The organism is Maribacter sp. R77961 (genome assembly GCF_044594925.1).
Taxonomy (GTDB): Bacteria; Bacteroidota; Bacteroidia; order Flavobacteriales; family Flavobacteriaceae; genus Maribacter.
Genome location: NZ_CP138991.1, coordinates 1831189 through 1849756 on the forward strand (window position 1 = coordinate 1831189; position 18568 = coordinate 1849756).

Genomic DNA, 18568 nt, shown 5'->3' on the forward strand with positions numbered 1-18568 from the left:
ATATTTGACAAAATTTTAGGAAAGATGACGGATTTAAGAAATACTATAGAAAAGGCTTGGGACAACAGAGACCTTTTAAAGGAAGACGATATTCAAAAAGCAATTAGGGAGGTTATAAATTTAATCGATCTTGGTGAATTACGTTGCGCAGAACCTACAAGTGATGGGTGGCAGATAAACGAGTGGGTAAAAAAAGCAGTAGTACTTTATTTTCCCATTCAAAAAATGGAAACCCTGGAAGCTGGTATTTTTGAATACCATGATAAAATGCCTTTAAAAAAGGGATATGCGGAGAAAGGCATTCGTGTTGTACCCAATGCAGTAGCAAGACACGGTGCATATATATCACCAGGGACTATTTTAATGCCCAGCTACGTTAACATAGGTGCTTATGTAGATGAAGGAACCATGGTAGATACTTGGGCCACAGTAGGTAGCTGTGCCCAGATAGGAAAAAATGTACACTTAAGCGGAGGTGTGGGTATTGGAGGCGTATTAGAACCATTACAAGCATCACCAGTTATTATAGAGGACAATGCTTTTATAGGCTCTAGATGTATAGTTGTTGAGGGAGTACATGTGGAGAAGGAAGCAGTTCTGGGAGCCAATGTAGTTTTAACGGCCTCTACTAAGATTATTGATGTTACCAAAGAACAGCCGACCGAATTAAAAGGTAGGGTACCTGCACGTTCAGTTGTTATACCAGGGAGTTACACAAAGAAATTTCCTGCGGGAGAGTTTCAAGTGCCCTGTGCATTAATTATTGGGACAAGAAAGGAAAGTACAAATAAGAAAACATCATTGAACGATGCATTGCGGACGTATGATGTTGCAGTATAATTTTTTGTAAGAAATTTATACAGGATATACTTTTTTGCTTTTTTTTTAGTTATAACTTTGTTAAACTATCTAAGACAATCCTACTTACCAATTGTATGACTAACGTAGCAGAAAAGATATCGGCCTTAATTATCACCTATAATGAAATAGGATACATAGAAAAATGCATTGAGTCCGTTTCTTTTGCAGATGAAATAATAGTTGTAGATTCTTATAGTACGGACGGTACTTATGAATATCTTTTAAATCACCCTAGAGTTAAAGTTGTTCAAAATCCATTTGAAAATTTTACTGCTCAGAAGTCTTTTACGCTTAAACAAGCTTCCAATGATTGGGTATTGTTTCTTGATGCGGATGAAATTGTATCAACGAATTTAAGGGACGAAATAAAACGTACAGTTAACAAGCAACCGGAAGAAGTAGCTTTTTGGTTTTATAGACAGTTCATGTTCCAAAATGAAAAATTAAGATTTAGCGGTTGGCAAACCGATAAAAATTATCGTCTTTTCAGAAAAAGTAAGACTAAGTTTTGTGACCGTAAAATAGTCCATGAAACACTAAATGTAGAAGGAAAGTCTGGAATTTTGAATGAAAAGCTTATTCATTACTGTTACAAGAATTACGAAGACTACAAAGGTAAAATGCTTAAATATGGCAGACTAAAGGCTATAGAGTCTTTTTACATGGAGAAGTCTTTTAACTATATGCTCATGTTCATTAAACCTACATGGAAGTTCTTTAACCATTATATCCTAAGACTTGGGTTCTTAGATGGGAAAAAGGGATTTTCTGTTTGTTACCTTAATGCCCTTGGTGTATTGGAACGTTTCAAAGAGCTAAAACGGCTAGAGCAGAAGAACGAATTGGCATACTATTTAGTAATGCCATAGAAAGTCCAAACACGCTTTTCCCTTTTTGTATTTTTTCTTATCCCCACATTTTTAGCAATTGATTCCGGCGTCTTATACCCCCTTTTGTGGTCTAAGTGCACACAAACAGCACTATATCTTAGTTGTTTGGATTTAATGCCAAAGTTAAAAAGTCGCTCCCCAAGCTCTCTGTCTTGCCCACCATACTGCATGCGTTCATCAAATCCGTTTATATTGAGAATATCTTTCTTCCATCCAGACGAGTTATGCCCATTCCAGCTTGCGTTAGTTGGGGTTATCCAATTTAATAACTTAGAAATAAGACCATTAGCGGTAAGCTTATTATTTTTAAAGGTCTGAGGGATACCTTTTTCCTTTAGCCAATTGATGTTGAAACAATTTTGCTTCTGAATGTCTTCTAAGGTTATCAGTTTTGAAATATTCATAGGTAACATATAGTATCCTCCAGAAATGAAATAACCTTCCTCCTTATTGATGTAATGCACCTGCACAAAATCCTCTCGGGGTATGCAGTCACCGTCTGTCATAATAATATAATTAGCAGAGCAGGACTCAACAGCTTTATTCAGAATTCTAGACTTTTGGAAGCCATCATCTTCCTGCCAAACATGTACAATTGGGTAGAAAACTTCCTTGGATAGCTGCGTTATCAAGTCTTTGGTGGCTTGCCTCGAACCGTCATCCGCTATGACCACCTCAAAATTCTTAAAAGTTTGCTGGTTAAAACCCCAAAGCACCTTTTTTAACCACTCTTCAGCATTGTAGGTACTTACGATTACACTTATTTTAGGAATATCAATGGTGTCCTTCATAATAGCACAAAAATATAAAAGTCTTCCAGTATCTTTGAATCAACCTTAAAATAATGATTAAAAAAAAGAAAATAGCACTAATAGAACTTACTTCGTATCATGAAGAATGTCTATATAGTCAAATACAATTTCTTATCAAAAGTAATTATGACCTGACCCTAATTCTTAATCCCAAAAATAACAGTAATATTGAGTTCTATGGGGTCGCTAGGGAAAACATTATTCTTTTCAATCCAAGATCTTCCTCTTTTATACTCAAAAGAATCACTAATTGGTTTTCATTGTACCGCTTCATAATAAAAAGTGATTTTAAAAAGGTAATCTTCAATACTGCCAGTTCTAACAAAGAGGTTATTGCCCTGACCAAATACTTACCAAAGCGCATAAAGTGTTATGGAATTATTCATAATCTAAAAAAACTTAACCGTAGCACCTCCCAAAAAATCGTTAGCCAAAGGATTACCGAGTATTATGTACTCAACGATTTTTTAACCAATTCAGCGGACATAGAAAATGACAATATTAAACTTAGTTCTTTTTATCCTATCTTTTTTCCACAATACGATTCAGAACAAGTACCTAAGAACAACAATCAAATATGGATTTGCATACCGGGCGAACTTAATTACAAAAGAAGAGATTATGAAGTGATTTTAAACGCCCTATCTTATTTAGCACCCACAGATCATCTAAAAATAATTCTTCTTGGTAAAATGGACTATAAAAAACCGGACACCGTTCAGTTTCTAAAACATGCCGAACAACTTGGTCTTCTAAAGTATTTGGTGACTTTTGACAACTTTATACCCAATACGGTCTTTCATGAATACATCAAAAAATCTGAGTATATCATGGCACCAGTTTCGCTAACCGAACAAAACTATTTAGCGTACAAAATAACAGGAGCTTACAATCTTGCCTTTGCCTATAAGAAACCGCTAATATGTCCTAAAGAACTAATCGTAATACCTGATTTACAACTGACCTCGTACTTTTACGAAAATGCAAAAAACCTTTCACAGTTATTAGAACAAATTAGTGAAGGCACATTAAACCCAAAAACATACTATGATAATCCTAAGTGGAGTTTTAAAGCACAGCAAAAAAAATATTTAGACCTATTAGAAAACTAATAAATGAAGAAAACTGATTTTTCTTTAGCACTTAAAGCGTGTCATAACATATTAGAGAATGGTGGCATCATACTCTACCCTACTGAAACATCATGGGCCATTGGTGGCGATGCAACAAATGAGAAAGCCATAAATAGCATACGCAATTTAAAACAAAGTAGTCCTAATGAAAGAATAATTAGCATGGTCGCTAATGACGCCATGTTAGAACGGTATGTTGCCACCGTACCAGACCTTGCCTACGATATCATGGATTTAGCAACTAAGCCAACAAGCATAATTTATGACAGCCCAAAAGGGTTTGCTAAAAATCTCTTAGACGTGGACGGTTCCATAGCTGTACGCGTAACAACCGATAAGTTTTGCAGCTATTTAATAGGGAGATTTAAAAAACCGATTGTTGCCGCTTCGGCGAGTATCATGGGTAAACCCGTGCCAAAAAGTTTCAAAGAAATAGATGCCGCTATTTTAGCAGGTGTAGACTATGTGGTAAATTTGCAACAGGATATAAAAATTACTAATCCCTCATCCATCATTAAATTAGGTAACGATGGCACGGTCAAGATTATTCGTCAATAACAATATGCAAGAAAGCCACGAAGAAGCTTTAACAGACCCAATATTTTCAGTTATTTCAAAAGCTGCTGATGAACTCTCAGTGGAGTGTTATGTCATCGGGGGTTTTGTACGTGATTATTTTTTAAAAAGGGGAACGGCAAAGGATATTGATATTGTTGCCGTGGGCAGCGGTATAGCCTTAGCCGAGAAAGTTGCCGCTAAACTGGAGAACAATCCACAAATTTCGGTCTTCAAGAATTTTGGAACGGCCATGATCAAATACAACGACATTGAACTGGAATTTGTAGGCGCGAGAAAGGAAAGCTATCACAGAGATAGTAGAAAGCCCGTTGTAGAAAATGGCACCTTACAAGACGACCAAAATAGAAGAGATTTTACCATTAATGCTTTAGCATTATCTTTAAACAGTGAAAATTTTGGTGGATTACTAGATTCTTTTGATGGTATTGCCGATTTAGAAAAGAACATCATACGTACACCATTAGAACCAGGTATTACCTACTCGGATGATCCATTGCGCATGATGCGTGCTATACGCTTTGCTACACAACTTAATTTTGTGATTGAATCAGCATCATTACAGGCGATTACCGATAACAAAGAACGTATAAAAATCATATCCAAGGAGCGCATTGTTGATGAGTTGAACAAAATAATGCGCTGCAGCACACCTTCTAAAGGTTTTGCTTTATTGCATAAAACAGGCTTACTAGGTCTGATACTTCCAGAATTAACAGCCTTACAGGGCATTGAAGAAATAGAAGGTCAAAAACATAAGGACAACTTTTGGCACACTTTAGAGGTTGTCGACAATATTGCCATAGCTACGGATAACCTATGGCTTAGATGGGCCGCACTATTACATGATATTGGCAAAGCACCGACAAAAAGGTTTCATAAAAAAATTGGTTGGACCTTTCACGGGCATGAATTCGTTGGTTCAAAAATGGTCTACAAACTCTTCAAAAGGTTACGGCTTCCTTTGAATGAAAAGATGAAATACGTACAAAAATTGGTATTGATGAGTTCCAGACCCATTATTTTAGCTGAAGAGTATGTAACGGATTCAGCAGTGAGAAGACTCGTTTTTGATGCCGGGGAAAACGTTGAGGATTTAATGACACTTTGCGAAGCGGACATCACCACCAAAAACCCTAAAAAACAAAAACGATACAAGAACAATTTTAAAATTGTTAGAAAGAAAATCATTGAGGTAGAAGAGCGCGATAGAATACGTAATTTTCAGCCTCCCATTAGTGGCGAGGAAATTATGAAGGCTTTTAATTTAAAACCCTCTAAGGAGATAGGAATTATTAAAGAAGCTATTAAAGAAGCTATTCTTGAGGGAGAAATACCCAATGAGCACAAAGCTGCAAGGGATTTTATGATGAAGAAAGGGGAATCTCTTGGATTATCTTAGTTAATAAAGGTCATTTTATCTACAAAAAAATCCTTTCATCGGAACAAGTCTTGTTGTTACACCGCTGTAAAACAATCATTAACATTAATTCAACCCGAAACGCTTACCACTTGACCAAATTCTAGATAAACAGAATAGAGTAACTTTTATTTTTGGCGTACTAATTTATAGTAGACGCTAATTAACCTAACCATGATTATAAGGGATTGCTTTAAAATAAGTTCAAAAGCCTTTTTAAAAATTACATCTGTATTATTTTGCTGTGTTTTTATTCAGTCAACTTTTGCTCAACAATCTTTAGACCTTAGGAACCCCATAATTAATACTGGTAATTCTTTAGAGGTAGGAACTCAATATAAGTTTTCAAACGTTACTACAATTAATAACGGAATAGCAGTAGACGCCTTAGTAACAATTATAGGTTCACAGGCTTGCTCACTATTGTCTTTTGATGACAATACTTCAGTTCTTTCTACAGGAATTTCAGATTTTAATCCAATCATTCAGTTGAACGACAATGAAATTATAAATGGTTCACAAGATGGTGCCTATATAGATTTTCTTTTTGAATTTGTACTTAATTCAAATAATACCGTCGCAGTAGAGCTTGATTTGGAAGTATATACCTATGATATAGATGGTGATGGATTCGATTTAAGAGAGTATGTAGTTATATCAGGTTTTGACACATATACTACAAGTAACCCCACTAATCTAGAGTACTTCCCAGTAGGTAGGTTTGAAGCTAGAACAAATGAGACCAATGAGGATATAAATGATAATGAAGCCTATGTGGCCAGAGCGGAATTTTTATCTGAAACAAGTACCTTTAATTATAGAGCAGGAATACTAAGGGATAGTGGAAATGGTAATACGGAAAGGCTTGTTGGGCTAGCCTTTCAAACAATTGCTATTTCCAATCCGCAAACTTTCGATATTGATGATGACAATGACGGAGTCGAGAATAGTTTAGATCAATGTCCAGGATTTGATGATAATCTTGACTCTGACAACGATGGTATTCCAGATGGCTGTGATTTTGATAGTGATGGAGATGGGGTTGACGATAACACCGAAGTCACTAATGGTACAGACCAGAATAATCCGTGCGATCCTACCCAATCCACAGGTTACACAGGTTTTGATGGAAGCAATCCTGTATGGAGAGCGGCAGACTGCGATAACGATGACGTACTCAACGGTGAGGAATTAGATAACGGAACGGACCCCTACTCCATTTCCGATGATACCGATGGGGACGGTATAAACGATGATACTGAAATCGCGAACGGAACCGACCAGAACAATCCGTGCGATCCTACCCAATTCACAGGTTACACAGGTTTTGATGGAAGCAATCCTGTATGGAGAGCGGCAGACTGCGATAACGATGACGTACTCAACGGTGAGGAATTAGATAACGGAACGGACCCCTACTCCATTTCCGATGATACCGATGGGGACGGTATAAACGATGATACTGAAATCGCGAACGGAACCGACCAGAACAATCCGTGCGATCCTACCCAATCCGCAGGTTACACTGGTTATGAAGGGAGCAATCCTATATGGAGAGCGGCAGACTGCGATAACGATGACGTACTCAACGGCGAGGAATTAGATAACGGAACGGACCCCTACTCCATTTCCGATGATACCGATGGGGACGGTATAAACGATGATACTGAAATCGCGAACGGAACCGACCAGAGTAATCCGTGCGATCCTCTACAAAATCCAAGTTATGAAGAATTTGATATTACCAATCCGGTGTGGCAATCAGCAGACTGCGATGGCGATGGTATTAATAATATAACTGAAACTAATGATTCGGATAATTCAACAAACCCCTATTGCGACGGGGAATATGTTTCAGAAGGGGGAACTCTAGTAACCTCCTTTGGTTTCAATAGTTCTCAATTTGCAGATGGAGCACCTGATGGGGTTTTTACTAGTAATTTTTCTTCATCCGCAGATTTTCTAGAATTATCCTTTAATACAGTACCGTCAAATTCTGAAATATGTTTAGTTCTAGGTTTTAATAATATTAGTGGAGAAGTAGTATTTAATTTAAATGGCGCCTTATCAACAATCATAAATCCTAATGGTTCAATAAACTTTAACCCTCAAACAATTTGTATACCGGTTCTAGAACCAGGAGAACAAACATTAATAATTACTGAAAGTGGCCCAGGTGCCCTAAGAATAGACGGCTCATTTTATTCAAGCTGTATCCGTAGAATAGATACTGATGGGGACGGAATAAACGACGCTATTGAAGTTGCAAACGGAACCGACCAGAACAATCCGTGTGATCCCGCACAACAAGCAGGTTACACTGGTTTTAATGGCGGTAATCCTATTTGGAGAGCGGCGGACTGTGATAATGATGGTGTACTCAATGGCGAGGAATTCGATAACGGAACGGACCCTTATTCCATATCCGAGGATACCGACGGGGACGGCGTAAACGACGCTACTGAAATCGCGAACGGAACCGACCAGAACAATCCGTGTGATCCCGCACAACAAGCAGGTTATACTGGTTTTAATGGCGGTACTCCTATTTGGAGAGCGGCGGACTGTGATAATGATGGTGTACTTAATGGCGAGGAATTCGATAACGGAACGGACCCCTATTCCATATCCGAGGATACCGACGGGGACGGCGTAAACGACGCTACTGAAATCGCGAACGGAACCGACCAGAACAATCCGTGTGATCCCGCACAACAAGCAGGTTATACTGGTTTTAATGGCGGTAATCCTATTTGGAGAGCGGTGGACTGTGATAATGATGGTGTACTCAATGGCGAGGAATTCGATAACGGAACGGACCCCTATTCCATATCCGAGGATACCGACGGGGACGGCGTAAACGACGCTACTGAAATCGCGAACGGAACCGACCAGAACAATCCGTGTGATCCCGCACAACAAGCAGGTTATACTGGTTTTAATGGCGGTAATCCTATTTGGAGAGCGGTGGACTGTGATAATGATGGTGTACTCAATGGCGAGGAATTCGATAACGGAACGGACCCCTATTCCATATCCGAGGATACCGACGGGGACGGAATTGATAATGATACGGAAATTGCAAATAACTTTGACCAGAACAATCCGTGTGATCCCGCACAACAAGCAGGTTACACTGGTTTTAATGGCGGTAACCCTATTTGGAGAGCGGCGGACTGTGATAATGATGGTGTAATTAATGGCGAGGAATTCGATAACGGAACGGACCCCTATTCCATATCCGAGGATACCGACGGGGACGGAATTGATAATGATACGGAAATTGCAAATAACTTTGACCTAAACAATCCGTGTGATCCATTTCAAAAAGCAGGTTACAATGGTTTTGATGGGAACAACCTTATTTGGAGAGCCGCGGACTGTGATAATGATGGTGTACTCAATGGCGAGGAATTCGATAACGGAACGGACCCCTATTCCATATCCGAGGATACCGACGGTGACGGAATAAACGACGCTACTGAAATCGCGAACGAAACCGACCAGAACAATCCGTGTGATCCCGCACAACAAGCAGGTTACACTGGTTTTAATGGCGGTAATCCTATTTGGAGAGCGGCGGATTGTGATAATGATGGTGTACTTAATGGCGAGGAATTCGATAACGGAACGGACCCCTATTCCATATCCGAGGATACCGACGGGGACGGCGTAAACGACGCTACTGAAATCGCGAACGGAACCGACCAGAACAATCCGTGTGATCCCGCACAACAAGCAGGTTACACTGGTTTTAATGGCGGTAATCCTATTTGGAGAGCGGCGGACTGTGATAATGATGGTGTAATTAATGGCGAGGAATTCGATAACGGAACGGACCCCTATTCCGAAGGTATAATTTCTGACCCTTTAGATAGTGACGGGGATGGTATTACGAATATTCAGGAAGAACTAGACGGAACAAACCCAAATGATGCCTGTGATTCCATAGGAGGATCTCCTCCATTGGATGTAAACTGTAACAAACCAACTATAGTTTCAGATTTACTTGTCCAAAAAACCAATAATGGGCGGTTCCTAATAGAAAATATTGAACGTTTTCAAGACAATACCGTGAAAATTTATAATCGATGGGGGGTGTTGGTTTTTGACGCCAAAGGTTACAATAATTCTTCCATTGTATTTGAAGGTATTTCCAATGGTAGAATAACATTACAGCAAAGTGAGGATCTTCCCTCTGGCGTATATTTTTACGTAATACAGTATAGCGACAATAACAAGTCGGAAAGTATTACAGGCTATTTATACATTAATAAATAAGCCTTAAAGAAAAGCAGAAGATGAAGTCAAAAATAATAATAGGCCTAATTGTCACTTTAATATCCATCTATAGTAATGGACAGCAAGACGCGCAGTATACTCAATATATGTATAATACCCTAGCCATTAATCCCGCTTACGCAGGTAGTAGAGGAGTGCTAAGCTTAGCTGGTTTATACAGATCTCAATGGATTGGTTTAGATGGTGCCCCTGTAACTCAGACTTTCAACATTCATTCCCCTATTGGAAACAGAATTGGTTTAGGTCTATCAATCGTAAATGACGAGATAGGAAACGGCACAAATCAGGAAACGTACTTTGATGGGTCTTTTTCCTATACAATTCCAGTTTCTGATAAAGGTAATCTAAGCTTTGGTTTAAAGGCTGGAGGAAATCTTTTGAATATAGACCTTTCAAGACTTAGAACCATAGACACTTCTATTAACTCAGGTACGGAAGTTGTTGTGGATAATAGGTTTTCACCAAATTTTGGTTTTGGAATATACTATTATACCCAAAAGTTCTACCTAGGATTATCGGCCCCTAACATATTAGAGACAGAATATTTTGATACATCTGGACAAAATCAAAATCTGATTGCTGAAGAACGTCTAAACTATTACCTAATTACCGGTTTAGTACTAGACATCTATGATTACTATAAATTTAAACCTGCCCTATTATTAAAAGGAGTTGCCGGTGCACCTTTACAAATCGATATTTCCGCCAATTTTATGTACAGAAATAAGTTTACACTAGGTGCTGCATATAGATGGGACGCCGCTTGGAGCGCATTGGCAGGTTTTCAGCTATCAACTGACTTAATGCTGGGAATAGCTTATGATAGAGAAATTTCAACCCTTGGTAGTACCTCATTTAATAATGGATCAGTAGAAGTATTTCTACGTTATGAACTTTTAAGTAAATCAAAATCTAAAATAAGAGGTAAATACGGAAAAGTGTTAACACCTCGATTCTTTTAAACTTATACAGATGATATTCAAATACAGATTAACCATAGGATTTCTTTTTGTTTGTCTTTTCGTTGTAGCCCAAAGTTCAAAAATGAGTAAGGCCGAGGAAAATTTCGATGAATTTGCCTATGCAGATGCTATTGAAGATTATGAAGCATTAATAAACGAGTATTATACAGATGTAGAAGTGTATAGAAAACTAGGTGATGCAAACTATTTCAACTCAGATTACGAAACAGCGGCAAAATGGTATCGCGGATTGTATATGACGGCTAATAAAAAATTGGACCCTGAATATTTATATCGATATGCGCAAAGCCTCAAGTCACTTGGGAGATACGATGAATCTAATAGGATATTACTCCAAATGAAAGATACTGCATTGAGGGATATTAGATTAGAAAAGTATCTGGAAAAGCCAGATTATTTAAAGGAAATAGAAAATGTTTCTAATCGGTATGAAATTTACAATGTAGATTTTAATTCTGAGGTATCAGATTTTGCGCCTGCATTTTACATGGACAAAATTATATTTTCATCCGCACGTAAGGTTAAAAAAAGAAAGACGAAAATACACGGATGGAATAAAATGCCATTCCTAAATCTATATGCTACCAAATTTGATACAATAAACAAAAAAAGTTCCCCAATAGAGTATATAAATGACCTAAGCTCATTGACACATGAGAGTTCCGCAACTTTTTCTAAGGATGGTAAATCGGTCTTTTTCACTAGGAATAATTTTAAAGATGGTAATTTCGTTAGAGATACTCTGGGAGTTAGCAGACTTAAAATTTTCAAAGCAGAACTTGTAGCGGGTACCTGGCAAAACATCCAAGAACTTCCCTTTAATAGCGATCAATACTCCATAGCACATCCGTCCTTGAACCAAGATGGCACTAGGCTTTATTTTGCCTCAGATATGCCAGGAACCTACGGTAACTCAGATATTTTTTATGTTGACATATATCAAGACAAAACGTACGGAAAACCTATTAATTTGGGAATCGAAGTAAATACGGAAGGAAGGGAAACTTTTCCATTCATTTCTCCGTCCAATATACTTTATTTTGCTTCTGACGGACATCCAGGTCTGGGCGGACTGGATATTTTTGCCGCCAGCAGTAGGGCTGGAGAAAAAACCAAAGTTCTGAATATTGGAAACCCTGTAAATAGCGTCGCTGATGATTTTGCCTTCATTTTTAATGAGACGAATGTTAGAGGGTATTTCGCATCAAATAGATTGGGAGGTCAAGGCGGTGACGATATTTACTATTTTGAAGAGACCATACCATTAGATTTTAGTTGTAAAGAAAGGGTGTTCAAAGGAATAATAAAAAACCCAAAGGGACGCGCAATACCTAATGTAAATGTAAAATTATATGATACTGATTATCAATTAATAGACAAAGTTAGAACTAACGATAGCGGAGAATACATTTTTTCCATAAACTGCACTCTCGAGGTATTAATGATAGAAGGCGAAAAAGAAGAATTTAAAAAATTATCTCTGGAGTTCTCAAATGACGCTATAACAGAAATGAATAATTTAGATTTTGTACTAGATCCAGAGGATACCGAAAATACCTCCGGGGAAGACCTTGGTGTTTTATTAGGTATTGAAAAGATTAAATTTAAAAAAGGAAAATCCACTCTTCCCAATACCGCTGGAACAATTCTTGGCAAACTTGTAACCCACCTATCTGAGAATCCTACTCTGAAAGTTGAAATTAAACAGCATACCGATAGCCGCGGAGATAATTTTATAAACGTTATGTTATCACGAAGAAGGGCAAAATCAATTAAGGCCTATTTGATTTATAAGGGTATTTCAGAAAAACGTCTTACCGTAAAGGGAATCGGCGAGAATCAGCTCATTAATAACTGTTCGGATGATGTAGAATGCTCTAAAATTCAGCATGAGGAAAATAATAGAACAGAGTTCATTACAATTAAATAATTTGACTTCGAATAATTAAGAAAAATCGCTTCTGTGCCGTATTTTTGTCAAAGGTGAAGATGCGAATTAGATTTAGAAAAATAGCCAAAATAGCATTAATACTAGTTTATCTAGTGATTGTTGCAGGTGCCGTTGTGCGCATGACAGGAAGCGGAATGGGATGTCCGGATTGGCCCAAGTGTTTTGGGTACTATATACCGCCTACAGAAGCCTCCGTATTGGAATGGCGTCCAAATAAAAAATTTGAGAAAGGCCAGGTTATTATTCTCAACGAAACACTTCGGGTTGCCCAAGAGGATATTATTACCGGTCTAAAATTCAGTGACGAAAATTGGGAGCAATACACCAAACACGATTATGCGATTTTTAACCCTTGGCATACATGGATAGAATACATAAACCGACTCCTAGGTGCTCTCGCTGGTTTAGCAACACTGATTTTAGCATTCGCATCTGTTAAATACTGGAAAGAAAAAAAACAAATTACCCTATTTTCCTGGTTAGTTGTTCTGGGAATGGGTTTTCAGGCATGGTTAGGGGCTACCGTAGTATATTCTGTTTTAGAACCCGTTAAGATAACCACACATATGCTAATGGCACTATTGATAGTGGCACTATTACTTTACATCATTTTTAGCGTTAATAAGGAAGACAAAAAAATCTCCTATGATAAAAACACATTAACAATAGCGGTTGTAGCGTTAATTTTCACCCTAGTACAAGTAGTTCTAGGGACGCAAGTAAGGCAGTTTGTTGATAACCAAATAGATCTGGTTGGTGAACAGGCAAAAAACCTCTGGTTACAGCATCCTACTTTCAAATTTTATTTTCATAGGTCTTTCTCCATTGCTATTGTCTTAGTAAATGCACTTCTGGCTTACAGGATAATTAATTTAAAACTAGGGCATATTAAAATATTTTGGGTGCTATTTATTTTAGTGGTAGAAATATGCTCTGGAATAGCCATGTATTATCTAGACTTCCCCTTTGCCAGTCAACCACTTCATCTGGTATTGGCATCTATTCTGTTCGGGGTTCAGTTCTATTTAGTTTTAGATGCCCTAAAGCCTAAAACAAGTCTGAAAACTTCGTAACTTTGCCATCCCACAAAATTGAAGTAATGGTTTATAAAATTAGAATTATACTTGATGCGGAGGAGGACATTTTCAGGGACCTAGAGGTTGAAGCACACACTTCCCTTGAGGAATTCCACAACGCCGTTACTCAAGCTTTTGGTTTTTTAGGTAATGAGATGGCATCTTTCTATACCTGTGATGAAGATTGGAAACAAGATGAAGAAATTGCTTTGTTTGACATGAGCGAATCGGGATCGGACGTGCGTTTAATGAACGAAACGTTCCTAGAGGACATTATGACCACAAAAAGTCCGAAACTGATTTATGTTTATGACTTTTTAAACATGTGGACGTTTTTCGTTGAATTGGCAGACATTGTTGAAAAAGAGGATGGCAGGGCTTATCCAAATGTTTTGTTCAGTTTTGGAGAACTGCCGGAAACGCCTCCAGAGAAAAAGTTTGAGTCAGAGAATAGTACTTTTGATTTCGATGATACCTTCGAAAACTATGACGACCTAGATTTTGATGAAAACTGGAATTAAAAATAAAATTCAAGTATAGCTTACTTAACTTAATAGTTACGATCTATGATTAATCTTTATGCTACTCAAATTGAGAATATTTCAATTCATCGCGTTGGCAATAAAAATAAAAATGAAGGTGTTTTTTTGTCGTCAGAGCCTTTTGCCTTAAACGACGAGACTACAGGATTATTAAAAGAGTATTTCTTTAAACCGTTCAGGGAAAAAGAAGAAAACTATTTTAAACTTAGTAATGAAGTTGATGTTGAGTTCAATGAACTCCATAAAATAGTCAGTGAAATTTTCTCCGACACTTCTAGCACCCACTATAATTCCAAAAAAATAGCTACACATTTATTTGAGCAATCCAATCACCCTCATATTAAGAGTGGAGAGGTATATGTCACCTATTTAACAGGAGTGCTACTAGATAATCAAAAAGTAGATGCTGTTGGTATATTTAAAAGTGAGTTAAAACATGACTTTCTTCAATTTCAAGAAAAAGACGCTAACCTAGATATAGTAGTACAACAAGGTATTAATATAAATAAACTTGACAAAGGCTGTCTTATTCTCAACGTTGATAAGGAAGAAGGGTATAAGGTGCTTTCCGTTGATAGCAATAAGTACGATACTAAATATTGGCTAGAGAACTTTTTAGATGTTGACGTACTATCAGATGACAATTTTAAAACTAAGAATTACCTGAAGTTTTGTCAAAACTTTGCAAAAGATGTAGTATTACCTGCAGAGGACAAACAACAAGAGGTATTGTTCATGAACAGGGCAGTAAATCATTTTGCTAAAAATGATGCATTTGAAGAAAGTAATTTCCTGAACGAAGTAATGGAAAACCCAGAACTTATTCCGGAGTTTAAACATTATAAAGTAGAAAAAGGACCCAAGTACAGTATTGAAGATGTTTCTAATTTTGATATTGCCAACAAAGCGGTTTCCGATGCTAGGAAAAAGATTAAGAATGTAATTAATCTGGATACGAATATTCAGATTAAGATGGATTTCATTAATCCGGAATCAGCTGAAAAATTTGTTGAAAAAGGTTGGGATGAGGAAAGACAGATGTACTACTATCTCGTGTATTTCAATAAGGAACAGAAGAGCTAGGGCATTTTTATATTCTGCTCAATAATCTGTTTCATACTAACATCTTCATAGTTACGACGAACAAAGTTCAAGGCCAAATCCAGAACTTCTCCCATGGTATTGCACTTTTTAAAGTCCATGTCTTGGGTAAGTTCCAATATTTGTTCTCTAAGTGTTTCAATATTTTCATTAGTAGAAATAATATCCTTTTTACAAATTGCCCTGAGCTTTTTTATGCGGTTACCGGAACTAAGAATACGTTTAGCCACAATAGAACGTTCCTCTAACTTATATTGATCTACAGAATCGCGCAAGAGTTTAGCGCGAACCAGTTCTACCATTTGATAGTTTTCTTTAAAAAACTGCGGGCGATAAACCTTTAGCTTACCTTCAAAACATTGTTGATCAAAATCTATTGCCCTAATTTTATATACTACATGGTCAAAATCATGAGTGGGAACAATAACATAGTTATAGGCACGCATATCCCCAAGCAAACGAATCATGCAACGCTCATTAAATTTAACGAACTCCTTGGCCAATTGTGACTTCTCGGGCTCCGTGCATTTTGGCAGCATATCCCTTATAAATTCATCTCCTGGAATCCCAGCAATATGCTCTTCTATTAGCGTGTCCTTATACACCAAAAAGTTTAGATTATAAGGGGAAAGCATATGTTCTAGCTCTAAACCATAAATACGGGAGGCATCTGTTTTTTTTATATAGAAATATGTAAAATTATCATTTAGAATATTTCTGATCTTAATACGAAAAGGTTTAGAATTTCCAAAAGTGCAAAAATCAACGGCATCCACATTAAGATACTGGTTTATGTTCTCACTACCATCAGAATGTAGAATAGAATATACTTTCTTGAGGCTATCGTCTATTTCCTGTCTATCGAATTCCGAGTAATACACTCTTATCCAAAGGGTATCCTCATCATTAGAATTGTAAACTACCACAGAACCAGAAAAGCGAAGGAGGTCATCATAAAAAATAGGAATCTCAATTTTTCGATTATAATTTGCCAAATAGCCATCCAACTCCTTGTTCACGGGGTAAGCAGGTTTTTTCTTTGACATTAATCGTTCTTCGCTCATTGTAACTTTTTAAAATTGCACCTAGGCTTTGTAACAAAGTTAGGCTTTCTTCGTCAAGTAAGTATATCAATCAAAAAGCAACTTCATTTTGGAGAAAATACTGACCGTAAGTAACCTTACCAAAAAGTTTGGTTATCTAACCGCCGTTAAAGATCTATCCTTCACTATAGAAAAAGGAAATGTGTATGGCATTTTAGGACCCAATGGTAGCGGAAAATCTACCACGTTAGGCATAGTTTTAAACGTAGTGAACAAAACAACAGGGGCCTTCTCTTGGTTCGATGGTAACACTTCTACACATGAGGCTTTAAAAAAGGTAGGCGCTATTATAGAGCGACCTAACTTTTATCCTTACATGACGGCAGTACAAAATCTTAAGCTCGTTTGTAAGATAAAGGAAGTATCCAACGAGAAGATTGCAGAAAAATTAGAGTTGGTAGGGCTTTTAGAACGTAAAAACAGTAAGTTCAAAACCTATTCTTTGGGGATGAAACAGCGTTTAGCTATTGCTTCTGCATTACTGAACGATCCAGAAATTCTAATTCTTGATGAACCCACAAACGGTTTAGACCCACAAGGAATCCATCAAATACGAGAAATTATAAAGAAAATTGCCTCTCAGGGAACCACCATACTTTTGGCCTCTCACCTCTTGGATGAAGTTGAAAAAGTATGTAGTCATGTGGTCATTCTTAGAAAAGGAGAAAAACTATATGCTGGCCGTGTCGACGGCATGCTTGCCAGTCATGGCTTTTTTGAATTAAAAACGGATGACGAGGATACGTTAATCTCATTTCTTAAGCAAGACAGCAACTTTGGAGAAATTAAGCAAGAAGGCGAGTTAATCACGGCATTTCTTAAAGAAGAAATGGATGCGAAGCATTTTAACAAGACCCTTTTTGATAAAGGCATAATTCTCTCTCATCTGGTGAAACGTAAAGAAAGTCTAGAAGAACAATTCTTGACTTTAACAAAGAACCAAAGCAACTAACAGCCTTAAACCAAAAGAATGATACGCTTATTACAAATAGAATTCATAAAACTTTGGAATAACAGAGCAAGTAGGGTGCTCATCATATCCTATTTTGTGCTATTGACCTCGATTGCACTAATATCCGTCATCAAATTTCCCTTTGGTGCAAACGTGCGCTTAGCGGAGGTTGGTATTTTCAATTTTCCTTACATATGGCATTTCAATACCTTTGTAACGGCTTTCTTTAAACTCTTTTTGGCGATAGTTATCGTGTCCATGATGGCTAACGAATATAGCAACAAAACTATTAAACAGAACCTCATCGATGGGCTATCAAAGAAAGAATTCGTCCTTTCTAAGTTCTTGACCGTATTAACTTTTGCCTTGGTTTCTACCGTTTTTGTTTTCGTAGTTTCATTGATTCTAGGCTTAATTTTTTCTGATTTTGACGAGTTATCAATAATTTTTTCTGATTTAGAATTTCTATTGGCCTTCTTTGTTAAACTTATTGGCTTTTTCTCCTTCTGTCTATTTTTAGGGATTTTGGTCAAGCGCTCTGCCTTTGCCCTTGGTTTTCTAGTACTTTGGCAAATTTTCGAATTGGTTTTTAGAGGTTTAATTCGGTGGAAGCTTTTTGAAGCGGATACAACGGAAATAATCATGAGCTTTTTTCCATTACAAGCCATGTTCAATCTCATAAAAGAACCTGTAACCAGAATAGAAGCAGTACAGACAGTTGCCAGTCAGGTTGGTGAACAGATTAACCTTAATTACCACGTACACTGGTATGAAGTTCTTATTGTGCTTGTCTGGACGGCTATTTTCATCTATTCATCCTATGCTTTACTAAAGAAAAGAGATTTATAGTATATTGTTCCCTTAAT

General features: G+C 37.3%; 15 protein-coding genes. 13 read left to right on the plus strand and 2 right to left on the minus strand.

What is annotated here, in order from left to right; translation table 11 throughout:
• Positions 1-24 precede the first annotated feature (24 nt).
• Together SJY09_RS07995 and SJY09_RS08000 are read left to right on the plus strand one after the other, a co-directional pair.
• On the plus strand, positions 25-840 hold the full coding sequence (locus SJY09_RS07995; RefSeq protein ID WP_396638426.1) for a 2,3,4,5-tetrahydropyridine-2,6-dicarboxylate N-succinyltransferase: 816 nt from the start codon (positions 25-27) through the stop codon (positions 838-840).
• Positions 841-935: 95 nt separating this feature from the next.
• A complete protein-coding gene (locus SJY09_RS08000; RefSeq protein ID WP_396638427.1) occupies positions 936-1730 on the plus strand; it encodes a glycosyltransferase family 2 protein in 795 nt (264 codons plus the stop codon).
• Here the strand turns inward: SJY09_RS08000 and SJY09_RS08005 are convergent.
• Complete coding sequence (locus SJY09_RS08005) at positions 1712-2542, minus strand: glycosyltransferase family 2 protein (RefSeq protein ID WP_396638428.1); 831 nt, start codon at positions 2540-2542, stop codon at positions 1712-1714. The two genes, SJY09_RS08000 and SJY09_RS08005, sit on opposite strands and share 19 nt — an antisense overlap.
• Positions 2543-2595: 53 nt before the next feature.
• Between SJY09_RS08005 and SJY09_RS08010 the strand changes: the two genes are divergently transcribed.
• The 9 genes from SJY09_RS08010 to SJY09_RS08050 all read left to right on the plus strand — a co-directional run bounded on the left by SJY09_RS08010 (position 2596) and on the right by SJY09_RS08050 (position 15629).
• Entirely contained in the window at positions 2596-3675 is a 1080-nt protein-coding gene (locus tag SJY09_RS08010; protein WP_396638429.1) for a hypothetical protein, read from the plus strand.
• A gap of 3 nt (positions 3676-3678) precedes the next feature.
• Positions 3679-4254: an L-threonylcarbamoyladenylate synthase gene (locus SJY09_RS08015; RefSeq protein ID WP_396638430.1), complete on the plus strand. Its 576-nt coding sequence runs from the start codon at positions 3679-3681 to the stop codon at positions 4252-4254.
• Positions 4255-4258: 4 nt separating this feature from the next.
• Positions 4259-5674, plus strand: a complete 1416-nt coding sequence (locus tag SJY09_RS08020; RefSeq protein ID WP_396638616.1) for a CCA tRNA nucleotidyltransferase — start codon at positions 4259-4261, stop codon at positions 5672-5674.
• A 192-nt stretch (positions 5675-5866) separates the two neighbouring features.
• Positions 5867-9973 carry a gliding motility-associated C-terminal domain-containing protein gene (locus SJY09_RS08025; protein ID WP_396638431.1) on the plus strand — a complete coding sequence of 1369 codons (4107 nt, stop codon included), beginning with the start codon at positions 5867-5869 and terminating at the stop codon, positions 9971-9973.
• Between the two features lie 20 nt (positions 9974-9993).
• Positions 9994-10956 (plus strand): type IX secretion system membrane protein PorP/SprF, encoded by a 963-nt coding sequence (locus tag SJY09_RS08030; RefSeq protein WP_396638432.1) that lies wholly within the window; start codon positions 9994-9996, stop codon positions 10954-10956.
• 10 nt (positions 10957-10966) lie between these two features.
• Positions 10967-12907 carry an OmpA family protein gene (locus SJY09_RS08035; protein ID WP_396638433.1) on the plus strand — a complete coding sequence of 647 codons (1941 nt, stop codon included), beginning with the start codon at positions 10967-10969 and terminating at the stop codon, positions 12905-12907.
• Between the two features lie 59 nt (positions 12908-12966).
• Positions 12967-14001 carry a heme A synthase gene (locus tag SJY09_RS08040; protein ID WP_396638434.1) on the plus strand — a complete coding sequence of 345 codons (1035 nt, stop codon included), beginning with the start codon at positions 12967-12969 and terminating at the stop codon, positions 13999-14001.
• Between the two features lie 26 nt (positions 14002-14027).
• The gene (locus SJY09_RS08045) at positions 14028-14525 is read left to right on the plus strand and encodes a hypothetical protein (protein WP_396638435.1); all 498 of its coding nucleotides are present in this window, start codon (positions 14028-14030) and stop codon (positions 14523-14525) included.
• A gap of 45 nt (positions 14526-14570) precedes the next feature.
• On the plus strand, positions 14571-15629 hold the full coding sequence (locus SJY09_RS08050; protein ID WP_396638436.1) for a nucleoid-associated protein: 1059 nt from the start codon (positions 14571-14573) through the stop codon (positions 15627-15629).
• On the opposite strand, the gene SJY09_RS08055 is transcribed toward SJY09_RS08050, so the two are convergent.
• Positions 15626-16711, minus strand: a complete 1086-nt coding sequence (locus SJY09_RS08055; RefSeq protein WP_396638437.1) for a hypothetical protein — start codon at positions 16709-16711, stop codon at positions 15626-15628. The two genes, SJY09_RS08050 and SJY09_RS08055, sit on opposite strands and share 4 nt — an antisense overlap.
• 88 nt (positions 16712-16799) lie before the next feature.
• Between SJY09_RS08055 and SJY09_RS08060 the strand changes: the two genes are divergently transcribed.
• Both SJY09_RS08060 and SJY09_RS08065 read left to right on the plus strand, forming a co-directional pair.
• Positions 16800-17702, plus strand: a complete 903-nt coding sequence (locus tag SJY09_RS08060) for an ABC transporter ATP-binding protein (RefSeq protein WP_396638438.1) — start codon at positions 16800-16802, stop codon at positions 17700-17702.
• 18 nt (positions 17703-17720) lie between these two features.
• Entirely contained in the window at positions 17721-18551 is an 831-nt protein-coding gene (locus SJY09_RS08065; RefSeq protein WP_396638439.1) for an ABC transporter permease, read from the plus strand.
• The last annotated feature ends 17 nt before the right edge of the window (positions 18552-18568 follow it).

What these genes read in the sequence shown, in the direction of transcription:
- SJY09_RS08020 (WP_396638616.1), top strand. Translation starts at nt 4,259, where the DNA reads ATGCAAGAAAGCCACGAAGAAGCTTTAACAGACCCAATATTTTCAGTT.
- SJY09_RS08010 (WP_396638429.1), top strand. Translation starts at nt 2,596, where the DNA reads ATGATTAAAAAAAAGAAAATAGCACTAATAGAACTTACTTCGTATCAT.
- SJY09_RS08030 (WP_396638432.1), top strand. Translation starts at nt 9,994, where the DNA reads ATGAAGTCAAAAATAATAATAGGCCTAATTGTCACTTTAATATCCATC.
- SJY09_RS08035 (WP_396638433.1), top strand. Translation starts at nt 10,967, where the DNA reads ATGATATTCAAATACAGATTAACCATAGGATTTCTTTTTGTTTGTCTT.
- SJY09_RS08025 (WP_396638431.1), top strand. Translation starts at nt 5,867, where the DNA reads ATGATTATAAGGGATTGCTTTAAAATAAGTTCAAAAGCCTTTTTAAAA.
- SJY09_RS08055 (WP_396638437.1), bottom strand. Translation starts at nt 16,711, where the DNA reads ATGAGCGAAGAACGATTAATGTCAAAGAAAAAACCTGCTTACCCCGTG.
- SJY09_RS08065 (WP_396638439.1), top strand. Translation starts at nt 17,721, where the DNA reads ATGATACGCTTATTACAAATAGAATTCATAAAACTTTGGAATAACAGA.
- SJY09_RS08005 (WP_396638428.1), bottom strand. Translation starts at nt 2,542, where the DNA reads ATGAAGGACACCATTGATATTCCTAAAATAAGTGTAATCGTAAGTACC.
- SJY09_RS08000 (WP_396638427.1), top strand. Translation starts at nt 936, where the DNA reads ATGACTAACGTAGCAGAAAAGATATCGGCCTTAATTATCACCTATAAT.
- SJY09_RS08040 (WP_396638434.1), top strand. Translation starts at nt 12,967, where the DNA reads ATGCGAATTAGATTTAGAAAAATAGCCAAAATAGCATTAATACTAGTT.
- SJY09_RS08050 (WP_396638436.1), top strand. Translation starts at nt 14,571, where the DNA reads ATGATTAATCTTTATGCTACTCAAATTGAGAATATTTCAATTCATCGC.
- SJY09_RS08045 (WP_396638435.1), top strand. Translation starts at nt 14,028, where the DNA reads ATGGTTTATAAAATTAGAATTATACTTGATGCGGAGGAGGACATTTTC.
- SJY09_RS08015 (WP_396638430.1), top strand. Translation starts at nt 3,679, where the DNA reads ATGAAGAAAACTGATTTTTCTTTAGCACTTAAAGCGTGTCATAACATA.
- SJY09_RS07995 (WP_396638426.1), top strand. Translation starts at nt 25, where the DNA reads ATGACGGATTTAAGAAATACTATAGAAAAGGCTTGGGACAACAGAGAC.